Origin of the sequence: Leifsonia sp. McL0618 (assembly GCF_049994905.1) — a bacterium.
In the GTDB taxonomy this organism is placed as follows: Bacteria; Actinomycetota; Actinomycetes; order Actinomycetales; family Microbacteriaceae; genus Diaminobutyricibacter.
This window is the reverse complement of sequence record NZ_CP188258.1, coordinates 919,860-945,984: the sequence shown is the minus strand read 5'-3', so window position 1 is coordinate 945,984 and position 26,125 is coordinate 919,860. Positions and strand designations below refer to the sequence as shown.

Annotated in this window: 29 protein-coding genes and 1 pseudogene; 19 read left to right on the top strand and 11 right to left on the bottom strand. The window is 64.4% G+C overall.

What is annotated here, in order from left to right; translation table 11 throughout:
- Window positions 1-46 precede the first annotated feature (46 nt).
- Together ACPPVQ_RS04540 and ACPPVQ_RS04535 are read left to right on the top strand one after the other, a co-directional pair.
- A complete protein-coding gene (locus ACPPVQ_RS04540) occupies window positions 47-232 on the top strand; it encodes a hypothetical protein (RefSeq protein WP_426519069.1) in 186 nt (61 codons plus the stop codon).
- 168 nt (window positions 233-400) lie between these two features.
- Window positions 401-802 carry a hypothetical protein gene (locus ACPPVQ_RS04535; RefSeq protein WP_426519067.1) on the top strand — a complete coding sequence of 134 codons (402 nt, stop codon included), beginning with the start codon at window positions 401-403 and terminating at the stop codon, window positions 800-802.
- Between the two features lie 117 nt (window positions 803-919).
- Here the strand turns inward: ACPPVQ_RS04535 and ACPPVQ_RS04530 are convergent, their stop codons facing one another.
- Complete coding sequence (locus ACPPVQ_RS04530; protein ID WP_426519065.1) at window positions 920-1,363, bottom strand: hypothetical protein; 444 nt, start codon at window positions 1,361-1,363, stop codon at window positions 920-922.
- Window positions 1,364-1,987: 624 nt separating this feature from the next.
- Here ACPPVQ_RS04530 and ACPPVQ_RS04525 point away from each other — a divergent pair.
- Complete coding sequence (locus ACPPVQ_RS04525; RefSeq protein WP_426521395.1) at window positions 1,988-3,079, top strand: sensor histidine kinase; 1,092 nt, start codon at window positions 1,988-1,990, stop codon at window positions 3,077-3,079.
- A 60-nt stretch (window positions 3,080-3,139) separates the two neighbouring features.
- Here the strand turns inward: ACPPVQ_RS04525 and ACPPVQ_RS04520 are convergent, their stop codons facing one another.
- Genes ACPPVQ_RS04520 through ACPPVQ_RS04505 form a run of 4 tightly spaced genes read right to left on the bottom strand, consistent with a single transcriptional unit; the run spans window position 3,140 to window position 6,680 of the window.
- A complete protein-coding gene (locus ACPPVQ_RS04520) occupies window positions 3,140-4,345 on the bottom strand; it encodes an ABC transporter permease (RefSeq protein WP_426519063.1) in 1,206 nt (401 codons plus the stop codon).
- Window positions 4,342-5,046: an ABC transporter ATP-binding protein gene (locus ACPPVQ_RS04515; RefSeq protein ID WP_426519061.1), complete on the bottom strand. Its 705-nt coding sequence runs from the start codon at window positions 5,044-5,046 to the stop codon at window positions 4,342-4,344. Before ACPPVQ_RS04515 ends, ACPPVQ_RS04520 begins: the two co-directional genes overlap by 4 nt.
- A complete protein-coding gene (locus tag ACPPVQ_RS04510) occupies window positions 5,043-6,161 on the bottom strand; it encodes a peptidoglycan-binding protein (protein ID WP_426519059.1) in 1,119 nt (372 codons plus the stop codon). Before ACPPVQ_RS04510 ends, ACPPVQ_RS04515 begins: the two co-directional genes overlap by 4 nt.
- A 9-nt stretch (window positions 6,162-6,170) precedes the next feature.
- Window positions 6,171-6,680, bottom strand: a complete 510-nt coding sequence (locus ACPPVQ_RS04505; RefSeq protein ID WP_426519057.1) for a hypothetical protein — start codon at window positions 6,678-6,680, stop codon at window positions 6,171-6,173.
- Window positions 6,681-6,820: 140 nt separating this feature from the next.
- Here ACPPVQ_RS04505 and ACPPVQ_RS04500 point away from each other — a divergent pair, with 140 nt between their 5' ends.
- Both ACPPVQ_RS04500 and ACPPVQ_RS04495 read left to right on the top strand, forming a co-directional pair.
- A complete protein-coding gene (locus ACPPVQ_RS04500) occupies window positions 6,821-7,486 on the top strand; it encodes a response regulator transcription factor (RefSeq protein WP_426519055.1) in 666 nt (221 codons plus the stop codon).
- The gene (locus ACPPVQ_RS04495) at window positions 7,483-8,784 is read left to right on the top strand and encodes a sensor histidine kinase (protein WP_426519053.1); all 1,302 of its coding nucleotides are present in this window, start codon (window positions 7,483-7,485) and stop codon (window positions 8,782-8,784) included. The genes ACPPVQ_RS04500 and ACPPVQ_RS04495 overlap by 4 nt, the downstream gene beginning before the upstream one ends.
- A 521-nt stretch (window positions 8,785-9,305) precedes the next feature.
- Here ACPPVQ_RS04495 and ACPPVQ_RS04490 read toward each other — a convergent pair.
- Together ACPPVQ_RS04490 and ACPPVQ_RS04485 are read right to left on the bottom strand one after the other, a co-directional pair.
- Complete coding sequence (locus tag ACPPVQ_RS04490) at window positions 9,306-9,800, bottom strand: hypothetical protein (RefSeq protein WP_426519051.1); 495 nt, start codon at window positions 9,798-9,800, stop codon at window positions 9,306-9,308.
- A gap of 86 nt (window positions 9,801-9,886) precedes the next feature.
- Window positions 9,887-11,053: an Ig-like domain-containing protein gene (locus ACPPVQ_RS04485; RefSeq protein WP_426519049.1), complete on the bottom strand. Its 1,167-nt coding sequence runs from the start codon at window positions 11,051-11,053 to the stop codon at window positions 9,887-9,889.
- A gap of 71 nt (window positions 11,054-11,124) precedes the next feature.
- Between ACPPVQ_RS04485 and ACPPVQ_RS04480 the strand changes: the two genes are divergently transcribed.
- The 4 genes from ACPPVQ_RS04480 to ACPPVQ_RS04465 are packed head-to-tail and all read left to right on the top strand — an operon-like array spanning window position 11,125 to window position 12,160.
- Window positions 11,125-11,331 carry a hypothetical protein gene (locus ACPPVQ_RS04480; protein ID WP_426519047.1) on the top strand — a complete coding sequence of 69 codons (207 nt, stop codon included), beginning with the start codon at window positions 11,125-11,127 and terminating at the stop codon, window positions 11,329-11,331.
- 38 nt (window positions 11,332-11,369) lie between these two features.
- Complete coding sequence (locus ACPPVQ_RS04475) at window positions 11,370-11,492, top strand: hypothetical protein (protein WP_426519045.1); 123 nt, start codon at window positions 11,370-11,372, stop codon at window positions 11,490-11,492.
- Window positions 11,489-11,701 carry a hypothetical protein gene (locus ACPPVQ_RS04470; protein WP_426519043.1) on the top strand — a complete coding sequence of 71 codons (213 nt, stop codon included), beginning with the start codon at window positions 11,489-11,491 and terminating at the stop codon, window positions 11,699-11,701. Before ACPPVQ_RS04475 ends, ACPPVQ_RS04470 begins: the two co-directional genes overlap by 4 nt.
- A gap of 18 nt (window positions 11,702-11,719) precedes the next feature.
- The gene (locus tag ACPPVQ_RS04465; RefSeq protein ID WP_426521393.1) at window positions 11,720-12,160 is read left to right on the top strand and encodes a DUF6518 family protein; all 441 of its coding nucleotides are present in this window, start codon (window positions 11,720-11,722) and stop codon (window positions 12,158-12,160) included.
- Between the two features lie 24 nt (window positions 12,161-12,184).
- Here ACPPVQ_RS04465 and ACPPVQ_RS04460 read toward each other — a convergent pair whose 3' ends face one another.
- The 3 genes from ACPPVQ_RS04460 to ACPPVQ_RS04450 form a co-directional block, all read right to left on the bottom strand.
- Window positions 12,185-12,718, bottom strand: a complete 534-nt coding sequence (locus ACPPVQ_RS04460; protein ID WP_426519041.1) for a M15 family metallopeptidase — start codon at window positions 12,716-12,718, stop codon at window positions 12,185-12,187.
- Window positions 12,666-13,343: an amidase domain-containing protein gene (locus ACPPVQ_RS04455; protein ID WP_426519039.1), complete on the bottom strand. Its 678-nt coding sequence runs from the start codon at window positions 13,341-13,343 to the stop codon at window positions 12,666-12,668. Before ACPPVQ_RS04455 ends, ACPPVQ_RS04460 begins: the two co-directional genes overlap by 53 nt.
- Window positions 13,344-13,536: 193 nt before the next feature.
- Window positions 13,537-17,820, bottom strand: a complete 4,284-nt coding sequence (locus tag ACPPVQ_RS04450; RefSeq protein ID WP_426519037.1) for a beta strand repeat-containing protein — start codon at window positions 17,818-17,820, stop codon at window positions 13,537-13,539.
- 360 nt (window positions 17,821-18,180) lie between these two features.
- On the opposite strand from ACPPVQ_RS04450, the gene ACPPVQ_RS04445 reads away from it, so the two are divergent.
- The 6 genes from ACPPVQ_RS04445 to ACPPVQ_RS04420 all read left to right on the top strand — a co-directional run bounded on the left by ACPPVQ_RS04445 (window position 18,181) and on the right by ACPPVQ_RS04420 (window position 22,191).
- Window positions 18,181-18,366 carry a hypothetical protein gene (locus ACPPVQ_RS04445; RefSeq protein ID WP_426519035.1) on the top strand — a complete coding sequence of 62 codons (186 nt, stop codon included), beginning with the start codon at window positions 18,181-18,183 and terminating at the stop codon, window positions 18,364-18,366.
- 205 nt (window positions 18,367-18,571) lie between these two features.
- Entirely contained in the window at window positions 18,572-19,123 is a 552-nt protein-coding gene (locus ACPPVQ_RS04440; RefSeq protein ID WP_426519033.1) for an alternate-type signal peptide domain-containing protein, read from the top strand.
- A 15-nt stretch (window positions 19,124-19,138) separates the two neighbouring features.
- Window positions 19,139-19,702, top strand: coding sequence for a hypothetical protein (locus ACPPVQ_RS04435; RefSeq protein WP_426519031.1), 564 nt, complete (start codon window positions 19,139-19,141; stop codon window positions 19,700-19,702).
- Window positions 19,699-20,865 (top strand): RICIN domain-containing protein, encoded by a 1,167-nt coding sequence (locus ACPPVQ_RS04430; protein ID WP_426519029.1) that lies wholly within the window; start codon window positions 19,699-19,701, stop codon window positions 20,863-20,865. The genes ACPPVQ_RS04435 and ACPPVQ_RS04430 overlap by 4 nt, the downstream gene beginning before the upstream one ends.
- 10 nt (window positions 20,866-20,875) lie before the next feature.
- Entirely contained in the window at window positions 20,876-21,571 is a 696-nt protein-coding gene (locus ACPPVQ_RS04425) for a hypothetical protein (protein ID WP_426519027.1), read from the top strand.
- Complete coding sequence (locus tag ACPPVQ_RS04420) at window positions 21,568-22,191, top strand: signal peptidase I (RefSeq protein WP_426519025.1); 624 nt, start codon at window positions 21,568-21,570, stop codon at window positions 22,189-22,191. Before ACPPVQ_RS04425 ends, ACPPVQ_RS04420 begins: the two co-directional genes overlap by 4 nt.
- 139 nt (window positions 22,192-22,330) lie before the next feature.
- Here ACPPVQ_RS04420 and ACPPVQ_RS04415 read toward each other — a convergent pair whose 3' ends face one another.
- Window positions 22,331-23,020, bottom strand: a complete 690-nt coding sequence (locus ACPPVQ_RS04415; protein WP_426519023.1) for a response regulator transcription factor — start codon at window positions 23,018-23,020, stop codon at window positions 22,331-22,333.
- 86 nt (window positions 23,021-23,106) lie between these two features.
- On the opposite strand from ACPPVQ_RS04415, the gene ACPPVQ_RS04410 reads away from it, so the two are divergent.
- The 4 genes and pseudogenes from ACPPVQ_RS04410 (at window position 23,107) to ACPPVQ_RS04395 (ending at window position 26,120) form a co-directional block, all read left to right on the top strand.
- The gene (locus tag ACPPVQ_RS04410) at window positions 23,107-23,235 is read left to right on the top strand and encodes a hypothetical protein (protein ID WP_426519021.1); all 129 of its coding nucleotides are present in this window, start codon (window positions 23,107-23,109) and stop codon (window positions 23,233-23,235) included.
- 112 nt (window positions 23,236-23,347) lie between these two features.
- Window positions 23,348-24,181, top strand: a pseudogene (locus tag ACPPVQ_RS04405) (aldo/keto reductase).
- A gap of 114 nt (window positions 24,182-24,295) precedes the next feature.
- Window positions 24,296-25,030: a YoaK family protein gene (locus ACPPVQ_RS04400; protein WP_426519019.1), complete on the top strand. Its 735-nt coding sequence runs from the start codon at window positions 24,296-24,298 to the stop codon at window positions 25,028-25,030.
- A 133-nt stretch (window positions 25,031-25,163) separates the two neighbouring features.
- Window positions 25,164-26,120, top strand: coding sequence for a DUF389 domain-containing protein (locus tag ACPPVQ_RS04395; RefSeq protein ID WP_426519017.1), 957 nt, complete (start codon window positions 25,164-25,166; stop codon window positions 26,118-26,120).
- Window positions 26,121-26,125 lie beyond the last annotated feature (5 nt).

The window sequence follows — 26,125 nt, the reverse complement described above, 5'->3', positions numbered from 1 at the left end:
CGGCATCTCTGTCGATACGACACGAACAGGGAGGGGCGCACCAACGATGAACATCAACAACCCGATGATTCAGCTCCGGACCGAACACCTCGAGTGGTACCGACTCACCAAAAGCGCTGGCCCGATCGCCGTCACCTGCGATTGCGCGATCGGCCAAGACCACGAATACGCCGACTGGCTGGCCCTAACCTTCGACGAACGACTCCCTCCCGGCGACCTATCCACCGCGTAACCCTGACGTTCCAACCTTTCCGACGGGGCCAGGCGTGGCTCGACGCGAACCTCCCCGACTGGGAACCGGGTACCGCTAAACGTGATGGCACCGCGTCGCCGCTGTCTATAGGAGCGAGGAGCGCCGATGGATCGTCCTCCGGCGTATCTGAATGGAGGGCCTGCGACCATGACAACGCTGAGCACCGTGCCCATCGGAGCCCCGAACGTGATGCAGCGTGTGCCGGTGACGGCGCACAACCGCGACGCCGAGCTGTTCGGCGAGGTGGACTTCGACCTGCACGCCGAGTTCGACTGGGTCGACGAGATCCGCCCCGAGCTCGCCTACAACATCGCCCGCTTCGGCGACGCCGAAGCCCGTCTAGCTCTGCTTCACCACCCCAGTTGCACCGTCGACGCCGTGCTCGAGATGGCCAATTGCAGCGACCCGGAGGTCGTCGCCGTTGCTCGCGCTGACGCCAAGTACACCGGCAGTCGTGCACGGCGCCGGACGCGGTGGCTGCGGCCGAAGCGCGGCCGTCACGCGAACACGCACTCGCAACGACACAAGGCGACGTCCGCGTCTGGCTGAACCGCGCTCCGCTCTGCCACCCGCGGACGGAGTCGCGGGCGCGGGCATGCTGGCTCTAGGTCCACATGCTCATGCCTGGGATGCACTCCAAGGTTGCGTCGCGCATCATCGGCAGTCTCATTGCCCGTGGCCTTCGATCACAGCGGTAATTGCTAGCCCAACCGACGTGAGGACGGCAGCCGACAGGATGGTGCCGTGAAAGACCCAGAATGGCACTGACTGTACTACCGCTCCCCACCGCACTCTGTCCTCCGCTTCGAACTCTCGCGTGTCCATCGCGAATATCGGAATGCTTGTCTTAGGAGCGATCGCAGCCTCATACAAATGGCGGAAGAGTCGTTCCTGCTTCACGAAGTACGCATCGAGCCAAGCAAAACCCAGGACCGGGAGGTAGACGACCAACGACAGTCCCACACTGCGTTGAGCTACCGAGAACCCAAAGAATGCCGACACGATCGTGAGGGACCAGCCCTTGATAACGAACGAGGTGTTCGACTGGCGGGCGATCGCGGACTGCAAGAACTCCAAATGCTTGAGCCGCTCTAACGGCACGATTCGCACCAATGCTGATCATAAAGGTGATGGGCAAAAGCAGCGCCCGTGGCATTCTCGTAATCGTGAACTCCGGCACGTGCGGGTCGCCCGGCTCGAGCGCACAGGTGGCACACATTCCGGAGCACGTGGTTCGGTACTCGAAACGAGACGACTTCGATCAGTGGTGCAGCGTACACATGTACGTAGACGCAGAGCTAACGTCGCTCTAACGCGCCGCCATCAAAGCACCCGTGCCGTGGGACAGCTCTCTGTCGACACCGACCCGTCGCTCGGATCACACTCGGACTCTCCCAGGCGCACCGCTAACCTCCCGGGTTTGGCGGATTGGCGTAATAAAACGTTTGCGCGCCGGTCTCACAGTCGATGGCAGACCCGCGAACACCACCGTTGACTGACCCACCGCAACCGCGAGCCGAAGAGGTTGCGTTGTGGTGCCTCATCGGGGCGATTATCCCGATCACCGTGCTCGCCTTCAGGACGCCCACCGATGTCCGATTCGCTGAGCGCGCGCTGTCGTCGAGGAGGCTGCACGCGCTACGGAAGTAGAACGCATCTGGATATGCCGACGATATGTATCACGACGTAGCATTGGCGCCTATGCGTGTGTTGGCGGTGGAGGACGAAACGTACATGCCCGATGAGGGGCCGGTGGTCAGGGCACCAGGGCTGAGCGCTCGTCTGAAGCTCACTCTGAGTTACGCGGCGTCCATCATGATCGCAGGCACCCTGCTGCTCGTCGTCGTGTGGGTGTTCCTTCTGCGCTACGTGCCGACGAGTGCGCCCGCCACCGTCGGGGGCTTCGTTCCTGGTCGCGATGACCTGATCCGGGCGTTCGTCCCTGCTGCGACCTGGGCGCTGGTCCTCCTGCTCGCGTTCGGTCTGCTCGGCGGTTGGTTCCTCGCGGGAAGGATGCTCGCGCCCCTGGCGACCATCACGAAGGGCACGCGCATAGTCGCCGACGGCTCGCTCTCACACCGGATCAACTTGCCGGGTCGCAACGACGAGTTCCGAGAGCTGGCCGACGCATTCGACGACATGCTTGTGCGGCTGGAAGCACACGATGCCGAGCAACGACGGTTTGCCGCGAACGCATCCCATGAGCTGCGCACTCCGCTCGCGATCACGCAGGCACTTCTCGAAGCCGCCGGCAACGACCCGGATCCTGACCCCACCGACCTCATTGCGCGCCTCCACAGCGTGAACCGTCGAGCGATCGACCTCACTCAGGCGCTGCTGCTACTCAGCCGCGTTGAGCAGCGGTCGTTCACCCGGGAGGACGTCGACCTGTCCCTCCTCGCGGAAGAATCCTTCGAGACTCTGCTGCCGCTCGCCGAAAATCGGGGCATCACTGTCGAATGCTCCGGCGACATCGCCCCGACCAAGGGTTCCCACTCCCTATTGCAGCAGATGACGACCAACCTCCTGCATAACGCGATCGTCCACAACCTCCCCGAACGTGGCAGTGTCGTGTTGAACACCACCGCCACACCGGCCTCGGTGATGCTCACAGTGGAGAACACCGGTGACGTGCTCAGCCCCCAGCTGTTGTCCACCCTGACCGAACCCTTCCATCGCGGCACAGCCCGGATCCATGGGGACCAGGTCGGCGCCGGCCTCGGTCTGGCCATCGTCAAGAGCATCGTCCGGGCCCACGATGGGAAACTCACGCTCACGCCCCGGGAGACCGGTGGACTCCGCATCACCGTCGAGCTGCCAGTGTGACTGCACCACCACCGACCCGACACAGCGGTGACCTGGGCGGGGACGGACCACCGCTTTCCCTCAGGAACTGAGCGCTGCGGTTGGTGGGGTGCGAGCGGCCCGGATGGCCGGGTAGAGGCCTGCGATGGCTCCGATGACCACTGTCGCCCCCAGCCCGACGGCAACGGTCTCTGCAGGGAGCGTGAACGGCCAGTTGTTGGCAATCGCCATCCCCGCGGTCACCCCGGCGCCGAGGATCATGCCGAGGATGCCGCCAAACGCCGATAGGAGGAGCGCTTCGACCAGGAACTGGACGCGGATGTGCCCTTTGCCAGCCCCGAGCGCCCGTCTGAGGCCGATCTCACGCCGGCGCTCGAGAACCGAGATGATCATGGTGTTGGCCACGCCGATGCCGCCTACGAGCAGCGCAACTGAACCGAGGCCCACCAGGAGCCCGGTGAAAGTCTGGTCCGCCGCGTTCTTGGCAGCCAGCGCATCGGAAGGGCGCGAGATCTCGACCTGATTGGGTGCTTCGGGGCTGATAGTGGGGGCGAGCAGTGCGCGCACCCGGGGGACGGCTTCGTCACTCGATCGTTCGTAAACGGTGGTCGGATTGCCGCGGAAGCCGAAGAGCTCGGTCGCAGCCTGGTCGCCCATGAGGGCCGAAGTGTCGAGTTCGGGCGCGAGCACGACAGGGTTGAGGATGCCGATCACCGTCATGAGCTTGCCGCCGAGCCAGATCTCGGTACCGGGGGTGACAACCCCGAGCCGCCTGGCCGCTGTGTCACCGAGCACGACCGTGGGAAACGCGCCGGTGGCCGCGTTCAGCCAGGTGCCGGAGCGCACCGAGCCGCCGACGACGTCGAGGAGCTGGAGATCAGCCGCCATCGCGGAGATGCCTCCCGAAGCTGCGGGATCGGAGAGCGGGCTGCGGTACACATTCTGCGCGAGCAGCCCGACGCTGCTGGCCTTCTCGACGCCGTCGATCAGCCGTATTTTGCCTACGGTGTCACCGGGAAGCTCGGTCGGGTCCCCGAATATGCTCTTGCCCGCCGTCGCCGTCAGCAGGTTGGTGCCGAGACTCGCGAGTTTCTGGTTGAGGGCGGCCTGGCTGGAAGCGGAGATGCCCACCACGGAGATCATCGCCGCGATCCCTATGGCGATGCCCAGTGCTGAGAGGATGGCGCGGGCAGGGCGTGCACGCAGCCCGGCTGTGCCGAGGCGCAGCACATCGGCAACGAGCAGCCGGGAGCGCGGAGGGCGGGTCGGTGACTCGGGCGTAGTCATGCCGCGACCTCCGCGCCGGTCACCGCAGCCGAGTCCGAAACGACGAGGCCGTCGCGGATCGCGATCTGTCGAGGCAGTCGCGCCGCCAATTCCGCATCGTGCGTGATCACGACGACTGTGGCCCCCTGCCGGTTGAGCTCGTGCAACAGTTCGACGATGCCGGCACCGGACGCGCTGTCGAGATTTCCGGTAGGTTCATCGGCCAGCAGCAGGGGCGGATCGCCCACGATTGCGCGGGCGATCGCCACGCGCTGCCGTTCCCCACCGGAGAGCTGGCCTGGCTTGTGGGTCATACGATGCCCGAGACCGACCTTGGTCAGCGCTTCGGCCGCTCGCGTCCGGCGCGCCCGGCGCGGAACCCCCGTGTAGAGCAGGCCATCGGCAACGTTGTCTATCGCGGTAACGCCATCCGCAAGGTGGAACTGCTGGAACACGAAGCCGATGCGGTGGGCGCGTAGCGCCGAAAGCGCTGCGTCGGAGAGGGCGTGAACGTCCATTCCGTCGATGCGGGCCGTGCCTGCCGTCGGTCGATCGAGCGTTCCGATGAGGTTCAGAAGGGTGGATTTTCCGGAGCCGCTCGGTCCGACGATAGCCACGAGCTCCCCAGCGGCAACGGAGAGGGTCACGCCCGCGCAGGCACGGATGGGCGGCTGTCCGTAACTGCGTTCCACACCGGAAAGGGAGATGATCTCTGGTTTCATGATGTTGGGACCACGACTTTCTGGTTCGCTTTCAGGCCGTCGCCCGAGATTTCTACGCGACCGCCTGCGAACAGGCCGGTCGTCACCGGGACCCGGGTGGTGGTGCCATCAGGGCGCACGACCTCGACACCGAATCGGTTGCCGTCCAGGGCAAGGAGGGCCCCTACCGGCACTGAGAGCACGTTGTCGCGTTTGTCGGTGGGAAACCGGACCGTCACAGTCGCTTGTTGTAGGTCACCGGCCGCCGCCGGGTCGTCGAGGGAGATCACAACGGGGATGATCACCTCCTTTCCGCCATTCGAGCCGTCTTGTTCCGTCGGGACGCCCACCGAGGTGACCGTCCCGCTCGTGCTCTTGCCGTTGGGCAGGTCGATGGAGACTTTCGCGCCGACCGTTGCAAGTTGCTGATCGGCCAACTTGAGGTTCACACTCACGATCTTGGCCAGATCGGTCACCGTTATCAGGGGGCCGCCCGGTGCAGTCTGTTGACCCACCGAGGCGTTCAGTTCCGCGACCCGGACCTCGCCGGCGGCGAAAACGATCCTGCCGAGTGGGATGCTGCCGGTCACTTCCTGGCCTGTGGCCTTCTGCCATCGCTGGATGGCGGATACCGTCTGCCAGGTGAAGACCTCGTCGGGCGTCCGGTCGAAGAAGCCGAGCGTTGTGAGGCTCTGCTCGAGCGCCTTGATGTCAGGACCGTCGCGCATACCACTCTCGAATGAGCGCCAGGCCGGCAGTCCTCCGTACATCAGATACGTGGGTTGATTGTCGATGGCAAACAAGGATCCGCCCAGCTTCACCGTGGCTCCCGGGGCGGGCAGCGCGGTGACCGTCCCCCCGATTCCGCTCGGGATGCTCCGTGCCCCGCCGAAGGCAAGGGTTCCGGTCGCGCTACTGACGCCTTGCAACGTCCCCTTCGTGATCGGTGCAGTCGCCGCCGCCACGTGCTTACTTTGCTGAGGCTTGTCGTCGGAGCCGCCGATGGCGAACGCCGCGGTCACGCCCCCGCCGACAACCACGGTGAGCGTGCAGGCGGTGGCGATAAGCAGAGGGCGTTTCCGCAGCCGAGAACGATGTGCAATCGGCCCATCGCGCCCGATGTCATCGAGTTCCACGTTCAACCTCTATTTCCTCTCGGCCATTTCCGAGCCCGCGGGGACGTCGACGCCAAGGCATTTCTTGATGACCTCCTTCGGAGCGTCGGCCGGAATCCCGCTGATGTGCCCGTCCACGGGATCGGCCATGTCGACGCCGTTGTCCCGGAAGCACCGGGCGATCTTGAGCTGCTGGTCGAGCACCTCCTGCTTGCTCTGCGTTCCCCCCGCCCCTGCGGGAGCTTCGCCGAGCTTTCCGACACACTTCTTCGAAGCTGCCGCGTAGGCGTCCTGATCGGCTGTCATGGTGGAGGTCATCTCGCCATCAGGGCTCGGGTCTGGCATGTCGACACCCTCCGAGCGCATGCACTGGGCGTATGCCAGCTGCCACTCGCCCATGTCTGTGTATGTTTTCGCGACGGGGATTTCGCTCTCCGTGCTCTCTGCTGAAGGCGAGCCGGAGCTGCACGCCGTGAACAGGGCAATCATCAGCGGGACGGCAGCAATCGCGCTCAGTCTTTTCGTGGTCTTTGCGTACATGTGGTGTGTTCTCCTTTGGGAGGTCGATGGATGATCGGTGACCCCAGTCCACCCCGGCGCATGTTCTCCGGCCGTTCAAGAAATCCTTTACGCCACCTTGACGCTCGATGTGCTCTACTACCTCGACAGACAGGAGCACTATGCGCGCGCTGATCGTGGAAGACGAACCCTTCCTCGCCGAAGCCATCCAGATCGGCCTGCGCCGCGAGGCCATCGCCGCCGACGTCGTGAACGACGGCGACGCGGCGATCGAACACCTGGCGGTGAATGACTACGACGTTGTTGTACTCGATCGGGACATTCCCGGCGTCCACGGCGACGACGTCTGCGCCCACATCGTGGCCGATCACCCGGCCTGTCGGGTGATCATGCTCACCGCTGCGCGCACCCTCGGCGACAAAGCCACCGGCTTCGAACTCGGCGCCGACGACTACCTGCCCAAACCCTTCGATTTCCCCGAACTGGTGATGCGCCTGCGCGCCCTCGAACGCCGCACCCAGGCCACCCGGCCACCGCGACTTGAAATCGCCGGCGTGAGTCTGGATCCGTTCCGTCGCGAGGTATTCCGTGGCGGACGCTTCATTCGGCTGAGTCGCAAAGAATTCGCCGTGCTCGACGTGCTGATGAACGCCGGCGGCGGCGTCGTGAGCGCCGAGAACCTGCTGGAGAAGGCGTGGGACGCCAACACCGACCCATTCACCAACACCATCCGCGTCACCATCTCGAACCTGCGCAAGCGCCTCGGCGAGCCCTGGGTCATCCACACTGTGCCCGGCGTCGGCTACCGATTCGCGGAAACTCCGTGAGTGCCACGGCCGCGGGCCACACCCTGCTTTCCGTGCGCCCCCGCCTCACCATCCGCGCCCGCCTGACCTTGACCTACGCCGGACTCGTCACAGGATGCGGGACCGTGCTCATCGCAGTCGTCTATGTCTTCATGCGGTGGGTGCCGAGGTACGCCATCGTCTCCTCCGCACCCACCGTCAGCGGGCTGGTCACCCCCGCACCGAGCGCCACCCATGGCACGCCTGCCACGGCCGCCCCCGCCGAACAGATCGCGGGAGGATTCGACCCACTCGCGGTCACCAGCGCCTCCGACTTCCTGAACGTGCTGCTGACGATCTCGATCATCGCCCTGGTGATGCTTGCCTTGCTCAGTGCGCTCATCGGCTGGATCGTCGCCGGCCGGGTACTCAAACCTCTCAAGGCCATCAACGAGGCGGCCACGATCGCTGCAACCGGCTCCCTCGACCACCGCGTCGGACTTCAAGGCCCGCACGATGAGATCCGCGACCTCTCGGACACCTTCGACCGGATGCTCGGCACCCTCGGAGACTCATTCGACGCCCATCGCCGATTCGCAGCTAACGCCTCCCATGAACTGCGGACCCCGCTGGCCACAACACAGACCATGATCGACGTGACTTTGGCCGACCCGGACGCTGACGCCGAGACCCTTCGCACCCTCGCGCACCGTATCCACGTCATCAACCGCGCAAACATGAGAACCGTCGAATCCCTCCTCGACCTCGCCGACATCGGTCAGCGCACACTCACCTACGAGCCCGTCGACCTGGCAGAACTCGTAGCCGAGGTCACCGAATCCTTCGCGCCCGCCGCCGACATGCGCCGGATCACGCTCCGCGTGCACCCCGCCTTCCCGGCGAGCCCCGACCCGATCGTGACCGGTGATCCCGTACTCCTGCTCCAATGCATCGGCAACCTGCTGCAGAACGCGATCCGCCACAACCACGACGGTGGCACGGTAGACATCCACGTGAGACCGAAGGAGGCAACAGTCCAACTGAGTGTGGCGAACACAGGCGAACCTATTCCCGACGACATCGTCGAAACCCTTACGGAACCCTTCGTTCGCGGTGCCGGCCGCACGACCGCTAGAGGCAGGGACCACGGTCGCGGTCTCGGCCTGGCCATCGTCGCGAGCGTTGCAAGCGCTCTCGACGGGTCTCTGCACCTGCAAGCCAATCCCGACGGCGGTCTCACCGCCCAACTTCAGCTACCCCGTACGGCAGAGAATCCCTCTCCTCGACTGCGATCGCGCGGTGAACGATCAGGGGCTCAGCGGCGGTCAGAGCCGCGATGAGAAACAGGTCGATTGTGGACCCGGGTTCGATTCCGAGCACGGGCGCGGGCATCTATGTACCAGCCGACGATCAGCAGTGCCACCAGAAGCGACGCTAGCCCGATCATGACAAGGACTGGCGTCTCTATGGGACCAAACGGGGTGTCAAGACTCGTCATTCGCTCAGACCCGTGGTTGCGCGATCGGAGCGTGTGGCGTCATCGGTCACGCCGCGACCGAACCGGTCGAGCCAATCTGCGTACGTGTGATCATGCCCGAGCGGACATTCGCAGCTGACCTGGACCACCTCTCCCGTGACCGGCGCAACATACCGTTCAACGTGGGCGATCACAGGATCGGGGAGAGGACTTTGAGTAGTCACGACAGCTGAGACCCGAAACCGTCGCCGACCTAACGCGCAAGTGGAGATCTCACAGCATGCAGCCGGGGCTGTGCTCACGCCCGAGGCCCGCACCGCCATGAGCGCCGCAGGAGGCCGCCCAGCCGCGCCCGACGCCGGGACGGGTGCGGCTGGGGCGCGTCTAGCGTTGGATGAAGAGATACGAAACTTTGCCCGACTTGACCGACACGGAAACGAAGTACTTCTCGTTCTTGGCCCCGAAAGCATCTTTGGCCGTTGGGTACGTAGAGAATCCTGCAGCTTTGAGGTCGGCTTCGGCAGCCTTGAGCAGATCCGCAGCGCTCGAGCTCACGGTGACTCGGATTCCTTTTTTGTCCGGCGTTTTGACCTCATCGACGATCTTGCCGTCGATGATCGGAAGGCCCGCCGAGATACCCGTCGACCTTGCAGACGCCGAAGACGTGGGTGTGGCCGCGCAGCCCGTGAATAGGACGAGCGCGAGTGCGCCCACTGCGATCGGCGCGATCATACGACGGCGGCGTGGGGTCTTGGGGCTTTCGAGATCGGGGGGTGTTCCGATCGATTTTCTTGATTCCATACATCGTGAGACTGCGACCCCGCCGATTGATAACGCTGTGGCGCGCAACTTTGACTGAAAATACAGTTTGAGTGCCACTTGACCGGCATTGCTCCTACGCGCGCGAATGCCTGCCGACACTCTGTGCCGGCAGGCATTCACCGCCTACTGTCTGGAACGAGCAGTTAGCTCTGGTTGACGCGACGACGCTTCACTACGGCGATGGCGACTCCTGCGCCGAGCAATAGTGCGACGAGTGCGAGACCCGTCCCAATGTCCAATCCGGTGTGCGCGAGGTCCGCTGCCGGTGCCGGCGCCGGCGTTGGTGGCGTTGGTGTCGGAGTCGGCGACGCCGTCGGCACCGCAACCAGGGTCACCTCGGCCGCGGTCGTCGCAGCAAAACCATTGACCGTGAACGTCACCGTCGCAGCACCCGCGGCCGTCCCGGACAGGGTTGCACTGTACGTGCCGTCACCGTTGTCCGTCACAGCACCAAGCGTGCCCAGATCAGTCGCCAGCGTGACCGTGTCACCACCAACACCGATCGGGTCACCATTCAGATCGCGAACTGTGACCGTCACCGTCGATGTCGTCGTCCCATCCGCCGGAATCGACGACGGCGAAACCCCCACCGTCGACGTCGACGCCGACGGCACCGCAACCAGCGACACCTTGGCCGTGTTCGTCGCAGCAACACCATTGACCGTGAACGTCACTGTCGCAGCACCCGCCACCGTCCCGGACAGGGTCGCACTATAGGTCCCGTCACCGTTGTCCGTCACAGCACCAAGCGTGCCAAGATCAGTCGCCAGGGTGACCGTGTCACCACCAACACCGACCGGGTCACCATTCATATCACGAACCGTGACCGTCACCGTCGACGTCGTCGACCCATCCGCCGGAATCGACGACGGGGAAACCCCCACCGTCGACGTCGACGCCGACGGCACCGCAACCAGGGTCACCTTGGCCGTGTTCGTCGCAGCAACACCATTGACCGTGAACGTCACCGTCGCAGCACCCGCGACCGTCCCGGACAACTTCGCACTGTACGTGCCGTCACCGTTGTCCGTCACAGCACCAAGCGTGCCCAGATCGGTCGCCAGCGTGACCGTGTCACCACCAACACCGATCGGGTCACCATTCAGATCGCGAACTGTGACCGTCACCGTCGATGTCGTCGTCCCATCCGCCGGAATCGACGACGGCGAAACCCCCACCGTCGACGTCGACGCTGTCGGCACCGCAACCACGTTCAGCGAGAGGGAGGGACCACAGTTCGCCGGCGAACCCGTGACACAGGGGGTGACGTCGATGTTTGTTGACGTCGCCGAGAGGACCTGCGCCGTCACAGCACCCACGCTAGAGGCACGCACAGTCAGGGTGAGGGTGCTGGTGCTACACGTTCCGCAACCTCGAGTACGTGCAACCGACCACCGTCGGGGTGCTCCTGCCCGTTCCGCAGCGGCCGGACACCACGCCGATCGACCGGCTGATGACAATCACCACCTGCAATCCGCCGTTCCACGCCGGAGAGCGACTGATCGCGTACACCGTGTTCCATGACTTCGCACCGACGCAACAGGTGCCGAGCGAGATCGCGGCCGCCGTCGCGGCCAACGGAAGGTGACCATGTAAGGAGCACTGTGGCGCAGCCTGCCAGGACCGGTGTGGCTGCGCATCCTGATTCTGATCGTGCTGTTCGTGGCCGTGCTGGCCGCACTGGTGACATGGGTGTTCCCCTGGGCAGACTCGCTCCTGGGCCCGCAGGAAGGCACGGTCGGGCCGTGACCCGGGCACTCGACACCGACAACCAGGATGCGCCCACTCCGGTCGGGCGTCGTTCACAGACGAGGTTTTCGGCCATGATCGGGACGACGGTAGTCACTCTCGTCGCGACCCTCGTCGCGGCCACTCTCGTCGGATACGGTACGGGATGGCTCGAACTCACCGCCCCGCGCTTTCTCTATCGGCCGTTCGCGGAACTCCCCGCAGGATAGTCGCTCTGCACCTTCGGCATCCTGGCCGGCATGCGTGTCAGGCCTCTGGTCGGTGTCCTCCTCGGCCCAGCCTCCTTCGTCGCCATGATCGCGGGCTACACCATATTGGTGGACGGGAACGAGGGACATTACGCGGACGCCGGATCTCACAACATGTGGCTGGTGATCGCAGCGCCAGTCGGGGCTGTGCTCGGGTTGGGTGCCTCCTTCGCCCGCTCGTCGTCCTGGTGGCGACTGGCAATCGCGTACGCGCCGGCCGCCTCCGTCACATTCGGCGACGGGATTCTAACCGGCGGTTCGGTTGCTGCGCTGTTCATTTATCTCGCCATCGCGACTGGGCTGTGCCTCATTGCATGGATCCGCGGCGGGATACGTGCGGGTGCCGCAACAGTGACGCTCGCACTCGCAGGTGCGCTGTGGTACGTGCTGACAATGCAGACCTTCGGGCTGGTTCCGTAGGCGCAGCCGCAGTCGGATCCGTCTTCAGCCACGACCGTCCGGCGACATCGGCGGGCACGTGCCGCCCGCGGTAGTGAGCATTTCGAAATGCCAGATCTCGTTCGCGTAGACCTGGCAGAGCCCCCACCGCGAGCCGAAGCGGTTGAGGAAGTCCATCGCATCGGCAGTGGCCACGTCAACCGCGCGACCGGTGACGTGAGCGGAGTCGGTGCCTCGCTTTGCCCATTTCGGGGCTTCCTCTTCGCTGCCATACTTCTGGACGGCCCGCTCGAAAAGAAGATCCTGGTAGCGCTCCGACCGCCACCCCTCTGCGATCGTGATAGCAATGCCGCGCTCGGCCCCGGCTGCCCGGTCGGCGGAGCGGAGGGCTGCGAGCAGCGCCGGGTTCAACTTGGCTATCGCCGGTTTGTCGCTGGTCAGCGGGAGCGCATCCCCGGTTGAAATGTAGCCGTCGGCGTCGCTGAGCTGCGCCGTGCTCGTCGCATCCTGAACGGTCGCGGGCAGTTCAGATCCGGCGCCGCAGCCCGCCAGCGAGATAGCAAGCGCGATCGCGCCCAAGGCGATGACCCCGCGGGTCGCGGGACGGGCGGCGCGGGTCATCTCGACAACGCCCAGAAGTGGCCGATAGCGCCGGGTCGATCGAGATCGTGTCGTCCAGATCACGGTAAACGGTGTCCTTATTGTGGCCGACCATCTTGACGCGGATCGCGTCGCCGGCCCTCTCGATGGCCGAGACGATCTGGACGTGATCGAGCGAGTCGTTGTCATCCCAGTCGAACATCACGATGTCGCCAACCTTGACCTTGTCCCGCTGGGTGAGCGGAAGCCGTTGTATCCCGAGTTCTGCGGCATGAGCGTGAAGATAGTTGTCCATCGCGGGAACGTAACCCCACGCCGGGCTCCAATCCGCCGCGGCGTCGCGGCTATACCACTCGGAGTTCATCAGCCAGCCGCGGGCGATGAGCGCCTGGCTGACGAAGTTGGCGCAATCGCCGCCGACTGGGTTGAGGTCTCCGTACGCGACGGCGTTGTAGTCGTTCCAGTGCGCCAGAGCGTAGGCAAGCTGCCGGGCGGTATTGTCGGCGGCCGACTCGGTCGTGCCGATGACAGGGAAGACTGCAGTTTGCGATGGTGTGCCGGAGCAACTGGTCGTGAGCAGGCAGAGTGCGCCGATGGACGCCAATCGCGCGGTTCCTTCGGAGGTAAGCCCTCCGAGTGTTCGTGTTCGAGTCATGCTGACAGTCAATGCAACATCGTGTTGCGGACCCGTATGCGGTTTTCGATATGCCGACGATATGCGTGAGCTCCTACGATCGGGGTATGCGCGAACCACTCGCCGCTGAACCTGATAAGTCCATGCGCGTGTGCTCGGTGGGCTACTTGCCCTGCTTCTTGGGCCGGTTGCGGGTGGCCACGATGACGGTCAGCCCGGCTCCAGCGAGAACGAGGAACCCGGCAAGGGGTATGAGCCAGCCGGGGAACGTCTCCCCCGTCTTGGCCAACGCTTCGGCTGCGGGTGGCGCGGAAGCGACGGGAGGCGTCGGGGACGCCGCCGACTCCACGACCGCGCTGGACTCTGGGGAGGTGACGCTCGAGCCGCTGGGGTCGGCTCCTGTCGCGTCAGCGGTGTTGGTGATGCTGCCCGCGGCGAAATCGGCTTCCGTGGTCTGGTAATCGGCCGTGCACGTCAGCGACTGTCCCGCAATCAGAGTTGTGTCCGCCGGGCAGGTCAGCGTCAGCGGAGTCCCGGTGCCCGAGAAGCTCTGCTCGACCACGGCCACATCGGCGAGCGTGACATTGCCGGTGTTGGTCACCCTGAAGCTGTAGGTGATCGTCTGCCCGGCGGCGTCGATCGTCGACGTGCTGGCGGTCTTCTTCAGGGTGAGCGCGGGCGTCGGCGGGATTGAGACGGTGACGTCGGATTCGTTGCTGGTGACGGGACCGTTGCCGGTGTCTGTTCCGGTGGCGGTGGCGGTGTTGTCCACGTGTCCGGCGTCGACGTCGGCCTGGGTGAGGACGTAGGGGGCGGTGCAGATGGCGCTGTTCCCGGGAGCGAGCGAGGTGGCGCCGGCGGGACAGGTGATGACCGGTGATCCGCCCGTGCCCGTGAAGGTTCCCTCTGCCACGGTGATGTTCGTGATCGAGACGTTGCCGGTGTTGGTGATGTGGAAGGAGTAGGTGACGGTGTCGCCGGGAGCCGTGCCGCTGGTCGGGTCGGCCGCCTTCGTCAGCGACAGTGCCGGGCTGGCGGTTGCGGTGACCGTCGCGGTCGCCAACGGACTGGTAACCAGGCCACCGGCCGGGTCGTCACCGGTCGCGGTCGCATCGTTGATGACCTGACCGGCATCAATGTCAGCCTGGCTGACCTGATAGGTGGCAGTGCAGTCCGTGGACGCACCCGCCACCAGAGTGGTGGCGGTGCAGGTAATCGCCGACACACTCCCGGTTCCCGAGAAACTGCCCTCCGCAACAGCAATGTTGTCGACCGTGACGTTGCCGGTGTTCGTGACATGGAAGGTATAGGTGACCGTGTCACCCGCCGCAGTCACCGTGCCCGGGTCCGCCGTCTTCGTCAACGCCAACGCCGGCACCGCCGGAGTGACCGTGACAACAGCCGACGCAGAAGGACTCGTCACCATCCCGGCCCCAGGATCCAAACCGGTAGCCACGGCACTGTTATCGATCGTGGCCGCACTCATATCCGCAGCAGTGGTGGTGTAGGTCGTCGTGCACTGGGTGCTCTCCCCCGGAGCCAGGGAGGTCGCATCACAACTCGGGGCCGGCAGGCTGCCCGCCCCGGAGAACCCGGTCTCCGCCACCACAACCGAGGTCACCGTGGTGTTACCGGTGTTGGTGACCTGGAACGTATAGACCACACTCTGACCCGCACCCGTCACCGTCGTCGGGTCGGCCGCCTTCGTCAGCGACAGTGCCGGGCTGGCGGTTGCGGTGACCGTCGCGGTCGCCAACGGACTGGTAACCAGGCCACCGGCCGGGTCGTCACCGGTCGCGGTCGCATCGTTGATGACCTGACCGGCATCAATGTCAGCCTGGCTGACCTGATAGGTGGCAGTGCAGTCCGTGGACGCACCCGCCACCAGAGTGGTGGCGGTGCAGGTAATCGCCGACAAGCTACCGGTTCCCGAGAAATCACCCTCCGCAACAGCAATGTTGTCGACCGTGACGTTGCCGGTGTTCGTGACATGGAAGGTATAGGTGACCGTGTCACCCGCCGCAGTCACCGTGCCCGGGTCCGCCGTCTTCGTCAACGCCAACGCCGGCACCGCCGGAGTGACCGTGACAACAGCCGACGCAGAAGGACTCGTCACCATCCCGGCCCCAGGATCCAAACCGGTAGCCACGGCACTGTTATCGATCGTGGCCGCACTCATATCCGCAGCAGTGGTGGTGTAGGTCGTCGTGCACTGGGTGCTCTCCCCCGGAGCCAGGGAGGTCGCATCACAACTCGGGGCCGGCAGGCTGCCCGCCCCGGAGAACCCGGTCTCCGCCACCACAACCGAGGTCACCGTGGTGTTACCGGTGTTGGTGACCTGGAACGTATAGACCACACTCTGACCCGCACCCGTCACCGTCGTCGGATCGGCCGCCTTCGTCAGCGACAGTGCCGGGCTGGCGGTTGCGGTGACCGTCGCGGTCGCCAACGGACTGGTAACCAGGCCACCGGCCGGGTCGTCACCGGTCGCGGTCGCATCGTTGATGACCTGACCGGCATCAATGTCAGCCTGGCTGACCTGATAGGTGGCAGTGCAGTCCGTGGACGCACCCGCCACCAGAGTGGTGGCGGTGCAGGTAATCGCCGACACACTCCCGGTTCCCGAGAAACTGCCCTCCGCAACAGCAATGTTGTCGACCGTGACGTTGCCGGTGTTCGTGACATGGAAGGTATAGGTGACCGTGTCACCCGCCGCAGTCACCGTGCCCGGGTCCGCCGTCTTCGTCAACGCCAACGCCGGCACCGCCGGAGTGACCGTGACAACAGCCGACGCAGAAGGACTCGTCACCATCCCGAGACCCGTATCCTGCCCGCTCGCGACGGCGGTATTGGTGATTGTGCCCGCGGCGATGTCTGCGGCCGTCGCGGAGTAGGTGGTCGTGCACTGGGTGCTCTCACCGGGGTCGAGGGTGGTCGTGTCGCACGTCGGGGCAGGCAAGGTTCCCGTTCCAGAGAACGCCGTCTCGTCAACGCCGATCCCAGTCAGGGTCGTGTTTCCGCTGTTCGTGACCTGGAAGGTATATGTGACGGTGTCACCGGTTGCCGTCACCGTGGTGGGGTTCGCTGTCTTCGTCAATGCCAGGGACGGCGTCCTCGCCTCGTTCGTGAAGGTGCACACGACCGACGGGGACTCACTAGCAGGTGCAAGGGTGAACGAGGCGGTCGTGCCTGTCCCAGAGATCGGGAACTGCGGATTGGTGGCGTTGACGACATCTACGCAGGAGTACGTCGTCACGTAGTGCGACAAGTCCGTCGTGCCCGCTGCGGTCTCCGTCGCTGTATACGTGTCGTTGAACCGGGCGAGTGCAGGGCCTGCCTGAAGCGTCTGCCCGTCGCTGGTCTGCTGGAGTCCCGTCGCGGTGCCGGTGGTCGTCGCTGTCACGGGCAGGCTGATCGAGGGTCCCGTCGCCTGCAACGTGAACTGATCGGTCGGGTTGACACGCGAGACGACGTTCTTCTGCACGCTCAAGCTCGGCGGGAACGAACAGCTGGCGAGGTCGACGAGGCCGGTGCCGCTGGGACCGGCCAGAGTGGTCGACAGCGGCGTCAGCGTGGATTGAGGGGTCCCCGTTCCCGGATCGATCGAGAACACACCGCCGGTGGCTGCACCGGACAGGCTGAGATACAGAGCTCCGGTCGCGTCGAAGGCGATTCCGTTGACGGAGGCGGTGGCTCCGGCGGGCAGCGGGAAAGTGCTCAGCAACGTCGTGGCTACCTGCCTCGCCTGCGCTGCGGTCCGCGGAATTGGGGCTGCAGTCGTCAGCAGTTCGCCGGTTGTCGCACCGGAAGTGACGATATAGAGGTTTCCGGCACCGTCGAAGGCGATGTCGCCGTTCGTTTCGCCGGCGATCGCGGGAAAGGTGAGCAGCGGAGCGGAACTGATCATCTGATTCGTCGTCGTGTCGAAGCCGAACACCTGTCCGACACCGGGGTTGCTGAGGGTCCCTCCCAGATCGCCGAAGTAGTAGATCCCGGTGGTCGGGTCGATTGCGCCGCCGACGACGACGTCACCTGGGGCGCCCTGAGGGCGTCCGGGAAATGATGACCACGTGTCAGTGGCGGAATCGAGGCGGCGGACGGTGGTCCCTTGGTCCGCCGCGGCGAAGGCTGTGGAGCCGTCGACCGAAATGGCGAGCGCGTTCTGGAACACGTTGTCGACCGGGCTCCGCGACTGGAGGGTCGCGCTCAACTGGGCGTTGCCGACGGAGCCACCATCGATACTCACGAGACTCGTGACCGTATTGAAGACGGCAGGATTGTCCGGAACCAACCCGTAGATAGTTGTCCCGTTGCACAAAAGCCCAGCGGCTTGCGCCGGCGACGCACTCGAAAGGACCATGGCGAACATCGCCACGATCAGAGCTAGCGCCGTGCCGAACGCGATCGTTGCGCGCCCTGCCTTCATCGCCGGGGCAGAAATAAGCACAAGCACCTCACCTTTGTGGGCCCGATCCGACAAACGGTCGCATCGACGCGAGCTCATCCGTGACGATGCGCTCGTCCTTTCGGGCTGCCGAGAGTTCCTTGGTGCCATAGACACAACCGAGTCGGTCCCATATCGCGCACTGCGCAAATTCCTTGCTGACCAACTCGCGCGCCTGGTCATCCAACGCGCTGCGATTGCTCGCGAGCGGGGGTGGGGCGGCCGCACGGACACGCGTCGCGATCACGTACCGGTTTCGCTTCCATCCTTTGCCCCCCCTGACTGGGGGGCGCGCACCGCGTTATCGGCTGCAACCTGTCGCTGTCTCTTCCGGTAAGACCGGAACAGGAAGGCGCGCCAACTATGGACATCAGCAACCCGATGATTCTGCTCGGCATCGAACATCTCGAGCGTTACCGACTCACCAAAAACGCCGGCCTCATCGCCGTAACCTGCAATTGCGGGATCGGCCAAGACCATGAATACGCCGACTGGCTCGCCTTCACGTACGACGACAGACTCCCCCCTGGCGACCTCGCCAGCGTGTAACCCTGACGAAAGAACCACACCCAGGCCGACCGCGCTTCTGCCGATTCGTTCGCACCGAGCAACTACTACGGGCCCCTCAGCGAGACCGAGGCGACCCGTTCCGTCCGCTGCCGACGCGGGGTTGTGTCAGCCAAAGAAGCCTATTGCTCTCTCTGCGACGGGAGCCCTATGCTGTCCGGCAGTGGCCCGAAATCTACTAAGGAAGATGCGTGCCATGAATAAGCTTTTGACTGGCTTAGTAGCGGGTGCTGCTGGTCTCGTACTGATCGCCGGTGGTGCCGGAAGTCTGGCTCTGTGGAATGACGCAGCGCAGGTCAACGCTGGAAGCGTTGACGCGGGTGTCATGACGATCGCCGCAGACGCGGGTACATGGTCCCCTGGTATTGCTCTCTGGGTACCGGGAGACAGCGCCACATACACAACGAACGTCACGGTTGAACTCGCCGGCGACCACCTCTCGACAGAGCTCACCCTTGACGGCAGTTCGATTGTCGGGGTCGGTGGAGACGATCTACTGAATGCCTTGAGCATCCAGCTTGGAGTCGGCGCGGTCACAGGCGGTGGTACCGTGACGCCGACCGGGACGCCCAACGTCTACACCGTCGTCTCCAATACTCCGACGGTAGCGACTACTTTGACCTTTCCTGTCACGGTAACCGTCGACTTTCCGGCTGACTCGGTGACAGGTACCGTCGCGCAGAACCAATCGGTTGACCTGTCAGGCGTGGCGGTCCAGCTCAGCCAACTCGCTCCCTGAGCGGGCGCGTTCGCCATGACCAGTCGCAGCCGACAGGTGCGGCGCGTTTCCCGTCGGATGCGCAGCACGGTGATCGCCATCGCAGGGCTGGTGATCGCGGTGCTCTCCATCGTGCCGGGAAGCCTCGCATTGTGGAACCGATCGGCCGGAATAACGGACTACACCATCCACGCCGGCATGCTCAATGCAGCGATCGCACCGGGAACTACTCAACCTGTGACCGATACGACAGTCGCCCTGGGCGGAATGGACGGAATGCTGCCGTCGGAGAGTCGCGGGGCGACGTTCACGGTGCGCAACACCGGAAACGTGAACCTTGTCATCGCGGCGAGCCTTGACAGTGCGGCTGCGGCGAACTCGATGCTCGGATTCGGTCTCTCGCCCGGGGAGTGCGCAACACCACTCCCCGGCGGGACGACCTTGTCCAGCACCCCTGTGGCGATTGGTGGCGGCATTGCGCCGAACACGAATGCCTCGTTCTGCTTACGGGTTACCCTCGTCGATCCACCCAATACTCAGCAGGGAGCCGAGATCGGCGGCTTCACGATCCTCTTGACAGCGTCCTCGGTGCAATCATGAACCGGTCCAACACCCGGTCCCGTCACCGCTTTCGCGGACTGCTCATCGCCCTTGCCATCACGATCGGAGGGGGTCTGCTTGTCGCTTCCCCCGCGGCCGCAATCTGGACGACGCCGTTGACGGCGACCGGTTCTGTGTCGGCTGGCGTGATTTCCGTTACGAGTGAGACAACAGTCCTCAACTCAACGATCTCCAACGAGAATTATCAGACAACACATCTGGTGACCGTCACGAACACACAAACCTCCACGGACTTCACCGGAACGTCGAGTGTGACGTTGACGGTGTTGCCATCCACGACACCGGTGTCGGGTCTCGGCGCCGCGCTAAACGCCGCGGTTTGGCAGGTAGGCACGACTGCGGCTTGCACTGCGTCCGCGGACCCTGCGGCGAACGCAGTATCCGGTGCGTGGGCCGCTGGCGTTACCAGCGCGCCGGTGGCGATGGCGCGCCAGCAGGTCGCCTACTTCTGCGTGCGCGGATATCCGATCGGTTCCTCGGCCTCGGCTTCCGGCGACCAAAACCGTCAGAATGTCGCTTCGCTGCTAGGAGCACCCTCTGGAACGTCAAGCTTCACGCCTACGTTTCGAGCGGACATCACGCTTGGCTCGTTCACGGCTGCAGGTTCCAGCACCCCACCCGCGATCGTCACGAGCGTGATCTATCCCTTCACACTGGTACCGAATCCCAACACCTACGCGCAGGTCAGACCGCAGAATGGACCGGCCACCAAGCTCTGCTTCGACATATTTGGGGGTGTCGGAGCCCCTGTCGGAACCAGGGTGGATACCTTCACCTGTCACACAATCGGCACCGACGTGACCCTGGGGAATCAGGCAATCTCCATGCAACGGGTCGCTGGAAGCAATTCTGTGCAGCTGCGAGCCCGAATGACATCTCCCGCGAACGGCTACCTCGCGGCAACTGGTGTAAATGCTGGGGCCGGGGTCGTCGTCGTAGCACCCAACTCGGCCGACCCCCGGCAGCTATGGATCCCCCAGCTCGTCTCGAGCACCGGCGGAGACCTCCTTCAACTTGTCAACGCAGCCTCGGGTCTGTGCATAAACGCCCCCGCGACCGCCGGCACGCTCACCATATCGCCCTGTGCGAACGTGACCTCCGAGCAGACGTATTGGTACCCCGTTGCGTTGCCGTTCCCGTAAGCCGGCCCGGATGAGTCCGCTCGCCGCCGCAATCGTCGGCGGCGTCCTCTGGAGCTGCCTGCTGCTGCCTGCGACGTCGGCATCCGCATCCGGACCGGGATCGGGACCGGCCGATATCGTCGAGGTATCGCCCGACGGCGTCACCTTCACGAAGCAGTTCTCCGGACTGTTCGATGGCACTGTGCTCGTCCCACGAGATTCTTCGCGCGATACCTTCTTCGTCCGCAATTCTGGAACCGAGCCAGGCTATCTGCGCATTGTTCTCGCGGATGTCGTCTCTTCGGACCCGCTGATGAGAAGCGCCACCTCGATAAGCAGCACGGTGCTTGGAGCAACGGGAGGCTTCGTCTCCCTCGACGATGCGTCGCCTTGCGTACAGCTTGTCGGAGAAGTGGCCTTGGCTGGCGGGCAAACTGCGCAAGTGTCGACAGAGCTGGTGCTCGGCGATCTCACCGGGTTGCAGGCTCAAAACGCGTCACTTGCCTTTGCGCTGCAGATCGAGTTGAGCGAGTCACCGATCGATTCGAACTCATGCGCGTCCGCTCGGCCGGGAGGAGAGACCCTCTTACCTTTGCCGCCGCCCAATTCGCCGCTTGCTGCGACCGGGACAAACCTGGACTGGATGATCGTGACAGCTATCGCGATATTTTCAACCGGGCTGGCAATCATCATCACGCGCAAACGTCGAAAGAGAGACGCCGAATGAGTGCCAACGTTGAATCCACGTCGCTGGAGACCCAGCCACGCAGAGAGGGCCCACGTCGCATCACCGGTGGGATTGTGGCGGCGGTGAGCCTCGGGCTCACGATCGGCGCGCTCTGCCTGGTCGTATTGCTCGCAGCAGCCACGATCGTCATCCCCGTCGCGACAGGATCGCAGACGTACACAATCCTCACGCGTTCCATGGAACCGACATTCCCCCCTGGCTCGTTGATCGTGGTGAGGCCCGCGCCGCCTGACGGCCCGAAGGTCGGAGACGTGATCACGTTCCAGCCGAAATCGGGAGACACAACTGTCGTCACGCACCGTATCGTCAAGCGGACAATCAGCTCCAACGGAGATCGTTCATTCACCACGAAGGGTGATAACAACGCCGTGGCAGACGCGAATCCCGTGCGTACTCCACAGATCCGCGGGGTCGTCTGGTATGCCGTGCCCTGGGTCGGAGCACTCGCTACTTGGCGGTCACAAGGCGCGCTCGGAACTCTTGTCCCGATCGTCGGCATAATCCTCTTGCTCTGGGCCGGATTCCTCATTGTTTCCTGGCTACGCGAGCGGATCAGACGAAACCGGAACTCGTCGGCCGATGCGACAAGAAAATTGTGATCGCGCGTGAGAAATTGCCAGCCTCGTTGTCTCAGAGGTACGGCCAGCGAAGCGTTGGCCGGCAATGGCGCCGTCGCGACGCCATGGGTGGCCCTCGGAATTCGGGCCCCGAAGGCCACCCAACCCCCATCGCCTCGGCTCACGCCGAGGACGCATCGCCAGGGTGAGTCCCATCATCGATGCGGTAGCCGACTCCGGGAACGGTCGTAATCAGCCAAGGTTCGCCGAGCCGCTTGCGCAGCGCCGAAACCGTGATGCGCACGGCGTTGGTAAACGGGTCGGCGTTCTCATCCCACGCTCGTTCCAATAGCTCCTCCGCGCTGGTCACTCCACCTTCGGCGGCGACGAGCACCTCGAGCACGGCGAACTGCTTCCTGGTCAGCGCGACATAGCGACCATCCCGGTACACCTCCCGGCGGAACGGATCCAGACGCAGCCCGGCGATTTCCCGAACCGGGGGTCGGCTGTGAGCGCGGCGGCGGTCGAGGGCTCTCAGCCTGAGAACAAGCTCTCTGAGCTCGAACGGTTTGGTGAGGTAGTCGTCGGCGCCGATCTCGAACCCAGAGGCCTTGTCGTCGAGTCGGTCCGCGGCAGTCAGCATCAGAATGGGAATACCACTGCCCGATGCGATGATCCGCTCAGCGATCTCGTCACCGGACAACCCTGGAACGTCACGATCCAGCACCGCGAGGTCGTACGTATTGACGCTCAACAGTTCCAGGGCAGTGTCGCCGTCACCTGCGACGTCTGCCGCGATCGCCTCCATGCGCAACCCGGTACGTATCGCCTCAGCCATATACGGCTCGTCTTCGACAATCAACACTCGCATGCCCTGATCGTATGAGCTGACACATATCGTCGGCATATCGGAAACCGCTTACGGGTCCGCAACACGATGTTGTATTGACTGTCAGCATGACTCGAACACGAACACCCGGGGGGCCGGTGACCGAAACCATCGTGGACCCGGCGTCGATCGACTTGCCTCCCACACTCACCGTCGATATCACTGCGATCATCGAGCAGATGATGACTGGACCGTGACGTACTGCCGCCTACGTCGAGTCGGCCACAGCTCCCCAAAGAAGGGCGGCTTCTCAATCCGTGCGATGCCAGTTGTTGGACTGATCGACGCTTGCCTCGTACGCTCGAAGACATGACTGATTCCGTCCCCCAGATCGTGCTCAACTCCGGCAAAAGCATTCCACAACTCGGGTTCGGTGTGTTTCTGGTCGACCCGGCCGATACCCAACGGGTGGTCGAAGACGCGCTCGAGGTCGGCTACCGTCACATCGACACGGCCACCGGCTACAACAATGAGGCAGAAGTGGGTGCTGCACTCCGTGCGTCCGGGATTCCGCGTGAAGAGATCTTTCTCACAACAAAACTCCGGAACGACCACCACAAGGCCCGCGACGTCGAGGGAGCCTTCTCCCGCAGCCTTGACGCACTCGGACTGGACTACATCGACCTCTACCTGATCCACTGGCCGATGCCGGCCAACGATCTCTATGTCGACACGTGGCGAACATTTGAAACTTTCGCGGCAGACGGTCGCGCCCGCTCGATCGGAGTCAGCAACTTCCTCATCCCGCACCTCTAGAGACTGATCGACGAAACTGACGTTGTTCCCGCCGTCAACCAGGTTGAACTGCACCCGATCTTCCAGCAGCGTGAACTGCGGAGCTTCCAGGCGGAGCATGGCATCCACATCGAAGCGTGGGGACCGCTTGGCCAGGGCAAATACGACCTCTTCGGCCTCCCCGCCATCCAGAGCGCTGCGGCGGCGCACAGCGTTCAGCCCGCTCAGGTGGTTCTGCGCTGGCACCTCCAGACAGGCAACATCGTCATCCCAAAATCCAATTCCCGCGACCGCATGGCACAGAACTTCGACCTGTTCGGGTTCGAGCTCAGCCCGGAAGAGATGAGCGCCATCGACGCACTCGACGAAAATCGACGCGTCGGAGGCAACCCGGCCGACATCAACTAGCCGCCCGCCTTCGTCAGAACTCCCTCCCACCGCGCCGGCTCGCGCGGGATGATCGACCATACGGATCTGCTGCGGCACCGGCGGAGGTCGATTCAGGGAAAGGCGGGTAGAGGCATGAACACGCAGCTCGTTGAGGCATGGCGTACGGTCGTTCCGGAGAGGGACTCTCGCCACGGCCCGCTTCCCCCCATGCTGCTCCTCTGCACCGTGGTCAGCGGCCTCGTCGATGCCTTCTCGTACCTCGGGCTCGGCCATGTGTTCGTCGCGAACATGACGGGCAACGTGGTGTTTCTCGGCTTCGCCCTTGCGGGAACGTCGGGCTTCCAGTGGTGGGCGTCGCTGCTGGCGATCCTGCTCTTCTCGCTCGGCGCCTTCCTCGGCGGCTCAATCGGACACCGTCTCAGCGCGCACCGGGGGCGCATGGTGCTCGCGGCGGGAGTCGTGCAATTGGCGATCGTGCTCGCCGCGTTCATCGTGGCGCTCGTCAGTCGTGCGCCGTATTCCACCGGGCCAACGGTCGTCCTGATCGTCCTCCTTGCGTTCGCACTGGGCCTTCAGAACGCGACGGCCCGCCAGCTCGGCGTGCCCGACCTGACCACGACGGTCCTCACGATGACGATCACGGGGATCAGCGCGGACACCCGGGCAGCAGGCGGCGAGGGCAACCACGCCGGGCGACGTGTCGTCTCGATCGTCTGCATGTTCCTCGGCGCCCTCGTCGGCGCCCTGCTCTTCGCAGCGGGGCTGCTTCCGTACAGCCTGCTCGTGGCGTCGATACTTCTGGCGCTCGTGGTGACGGGAGGTGTGGTCGCGGCCCGCTCCAGCCGGCCCTGGATCGCTTCCTCGTGAGGCCCGGGCACCGGGCCGACTCAGTCGGGGCAAGCACTGCACCTCTCACCGCCATGCTGCGCTGACCGGGACGCGTTCACCGACACGCCCCCGATCGCCAGACGCGCGCCTCGTTTGCGGCGACACTGGCCACGTGCAGCATCTGCGAATCATTGCCCCCGCCGACCTCGTCGACCAGGTGCTCGCCACCCTCCAGGACAGTGTTGCGACGACCAACATCGTTCGCATCCCGAAGGCCGCCACCCGGCCTCCCGGCGACCTGGTGCTCTGCGATGTCGCGCGCGAAGGGTTGAGCATCCTTCTCGACCAGCTTCAGGAACTCGGGGTGCAGCACGAGGGATCGATCTCGGTCGACGACATCGGCGTCGAGATCTCGGATGCGGCGAAGCGCGCAAGTCGCGCCACCCCCGGGCATGCCGCCGACGCCGTGGTATGGCAGGAGATCGAGCAGCGCACGCATGAAGAGACCAGCCTCTCCCCCACCTTCCTGACGTTCATGTCGGTCGCCACCATGATCGGAGCGATCGGTGTGGTCTTCGACGAGCCCATCCTCATCGTCGGCGCGATGGTCGTCGGCCCAGACTTCGGCCCGCTCGCTGCGCTCTCGGTGGGCCTCGTGCGGTGGCGGCGTCGGATGATCGCCCAGTCGGTCCTCGCACTCGCGGTCGGGTTCGCCGTCGCCATCGTGGTCACCACACTTTTCACCTGGCTCCTCACCGCGCTCCACCTGATGTCTCCCGCCGACCTGCTGCACTCCCGGCCTCTGACCGATTTCATCTGGAGACCGAACGCGCTCAGCTGGGTGGTCGGTTTCCTTGCCGGCATTGCCGGGCTACTGTCGCTGTCGACCGCGAAGTCGGGCGCACTCATCGGCGTGCTGATCTCAGTGACGACGATTCCCGCCGCCGCGAACGCAGCCGTCGCCCTCGCTTACGGGGTCACCGAGCAGGCCGTCGGTGCACTCATCCAGTTGGTCATCAACCTCGCCGCGATCACGCTCGGCGGGGTGCTGACGCTCCTCGTGCAGCGGGTGAACCAGCGTCGGCGCACCGCGCAGGCGATGGCGCAGCAGCAGGACGGCACGGTCTGACGCGC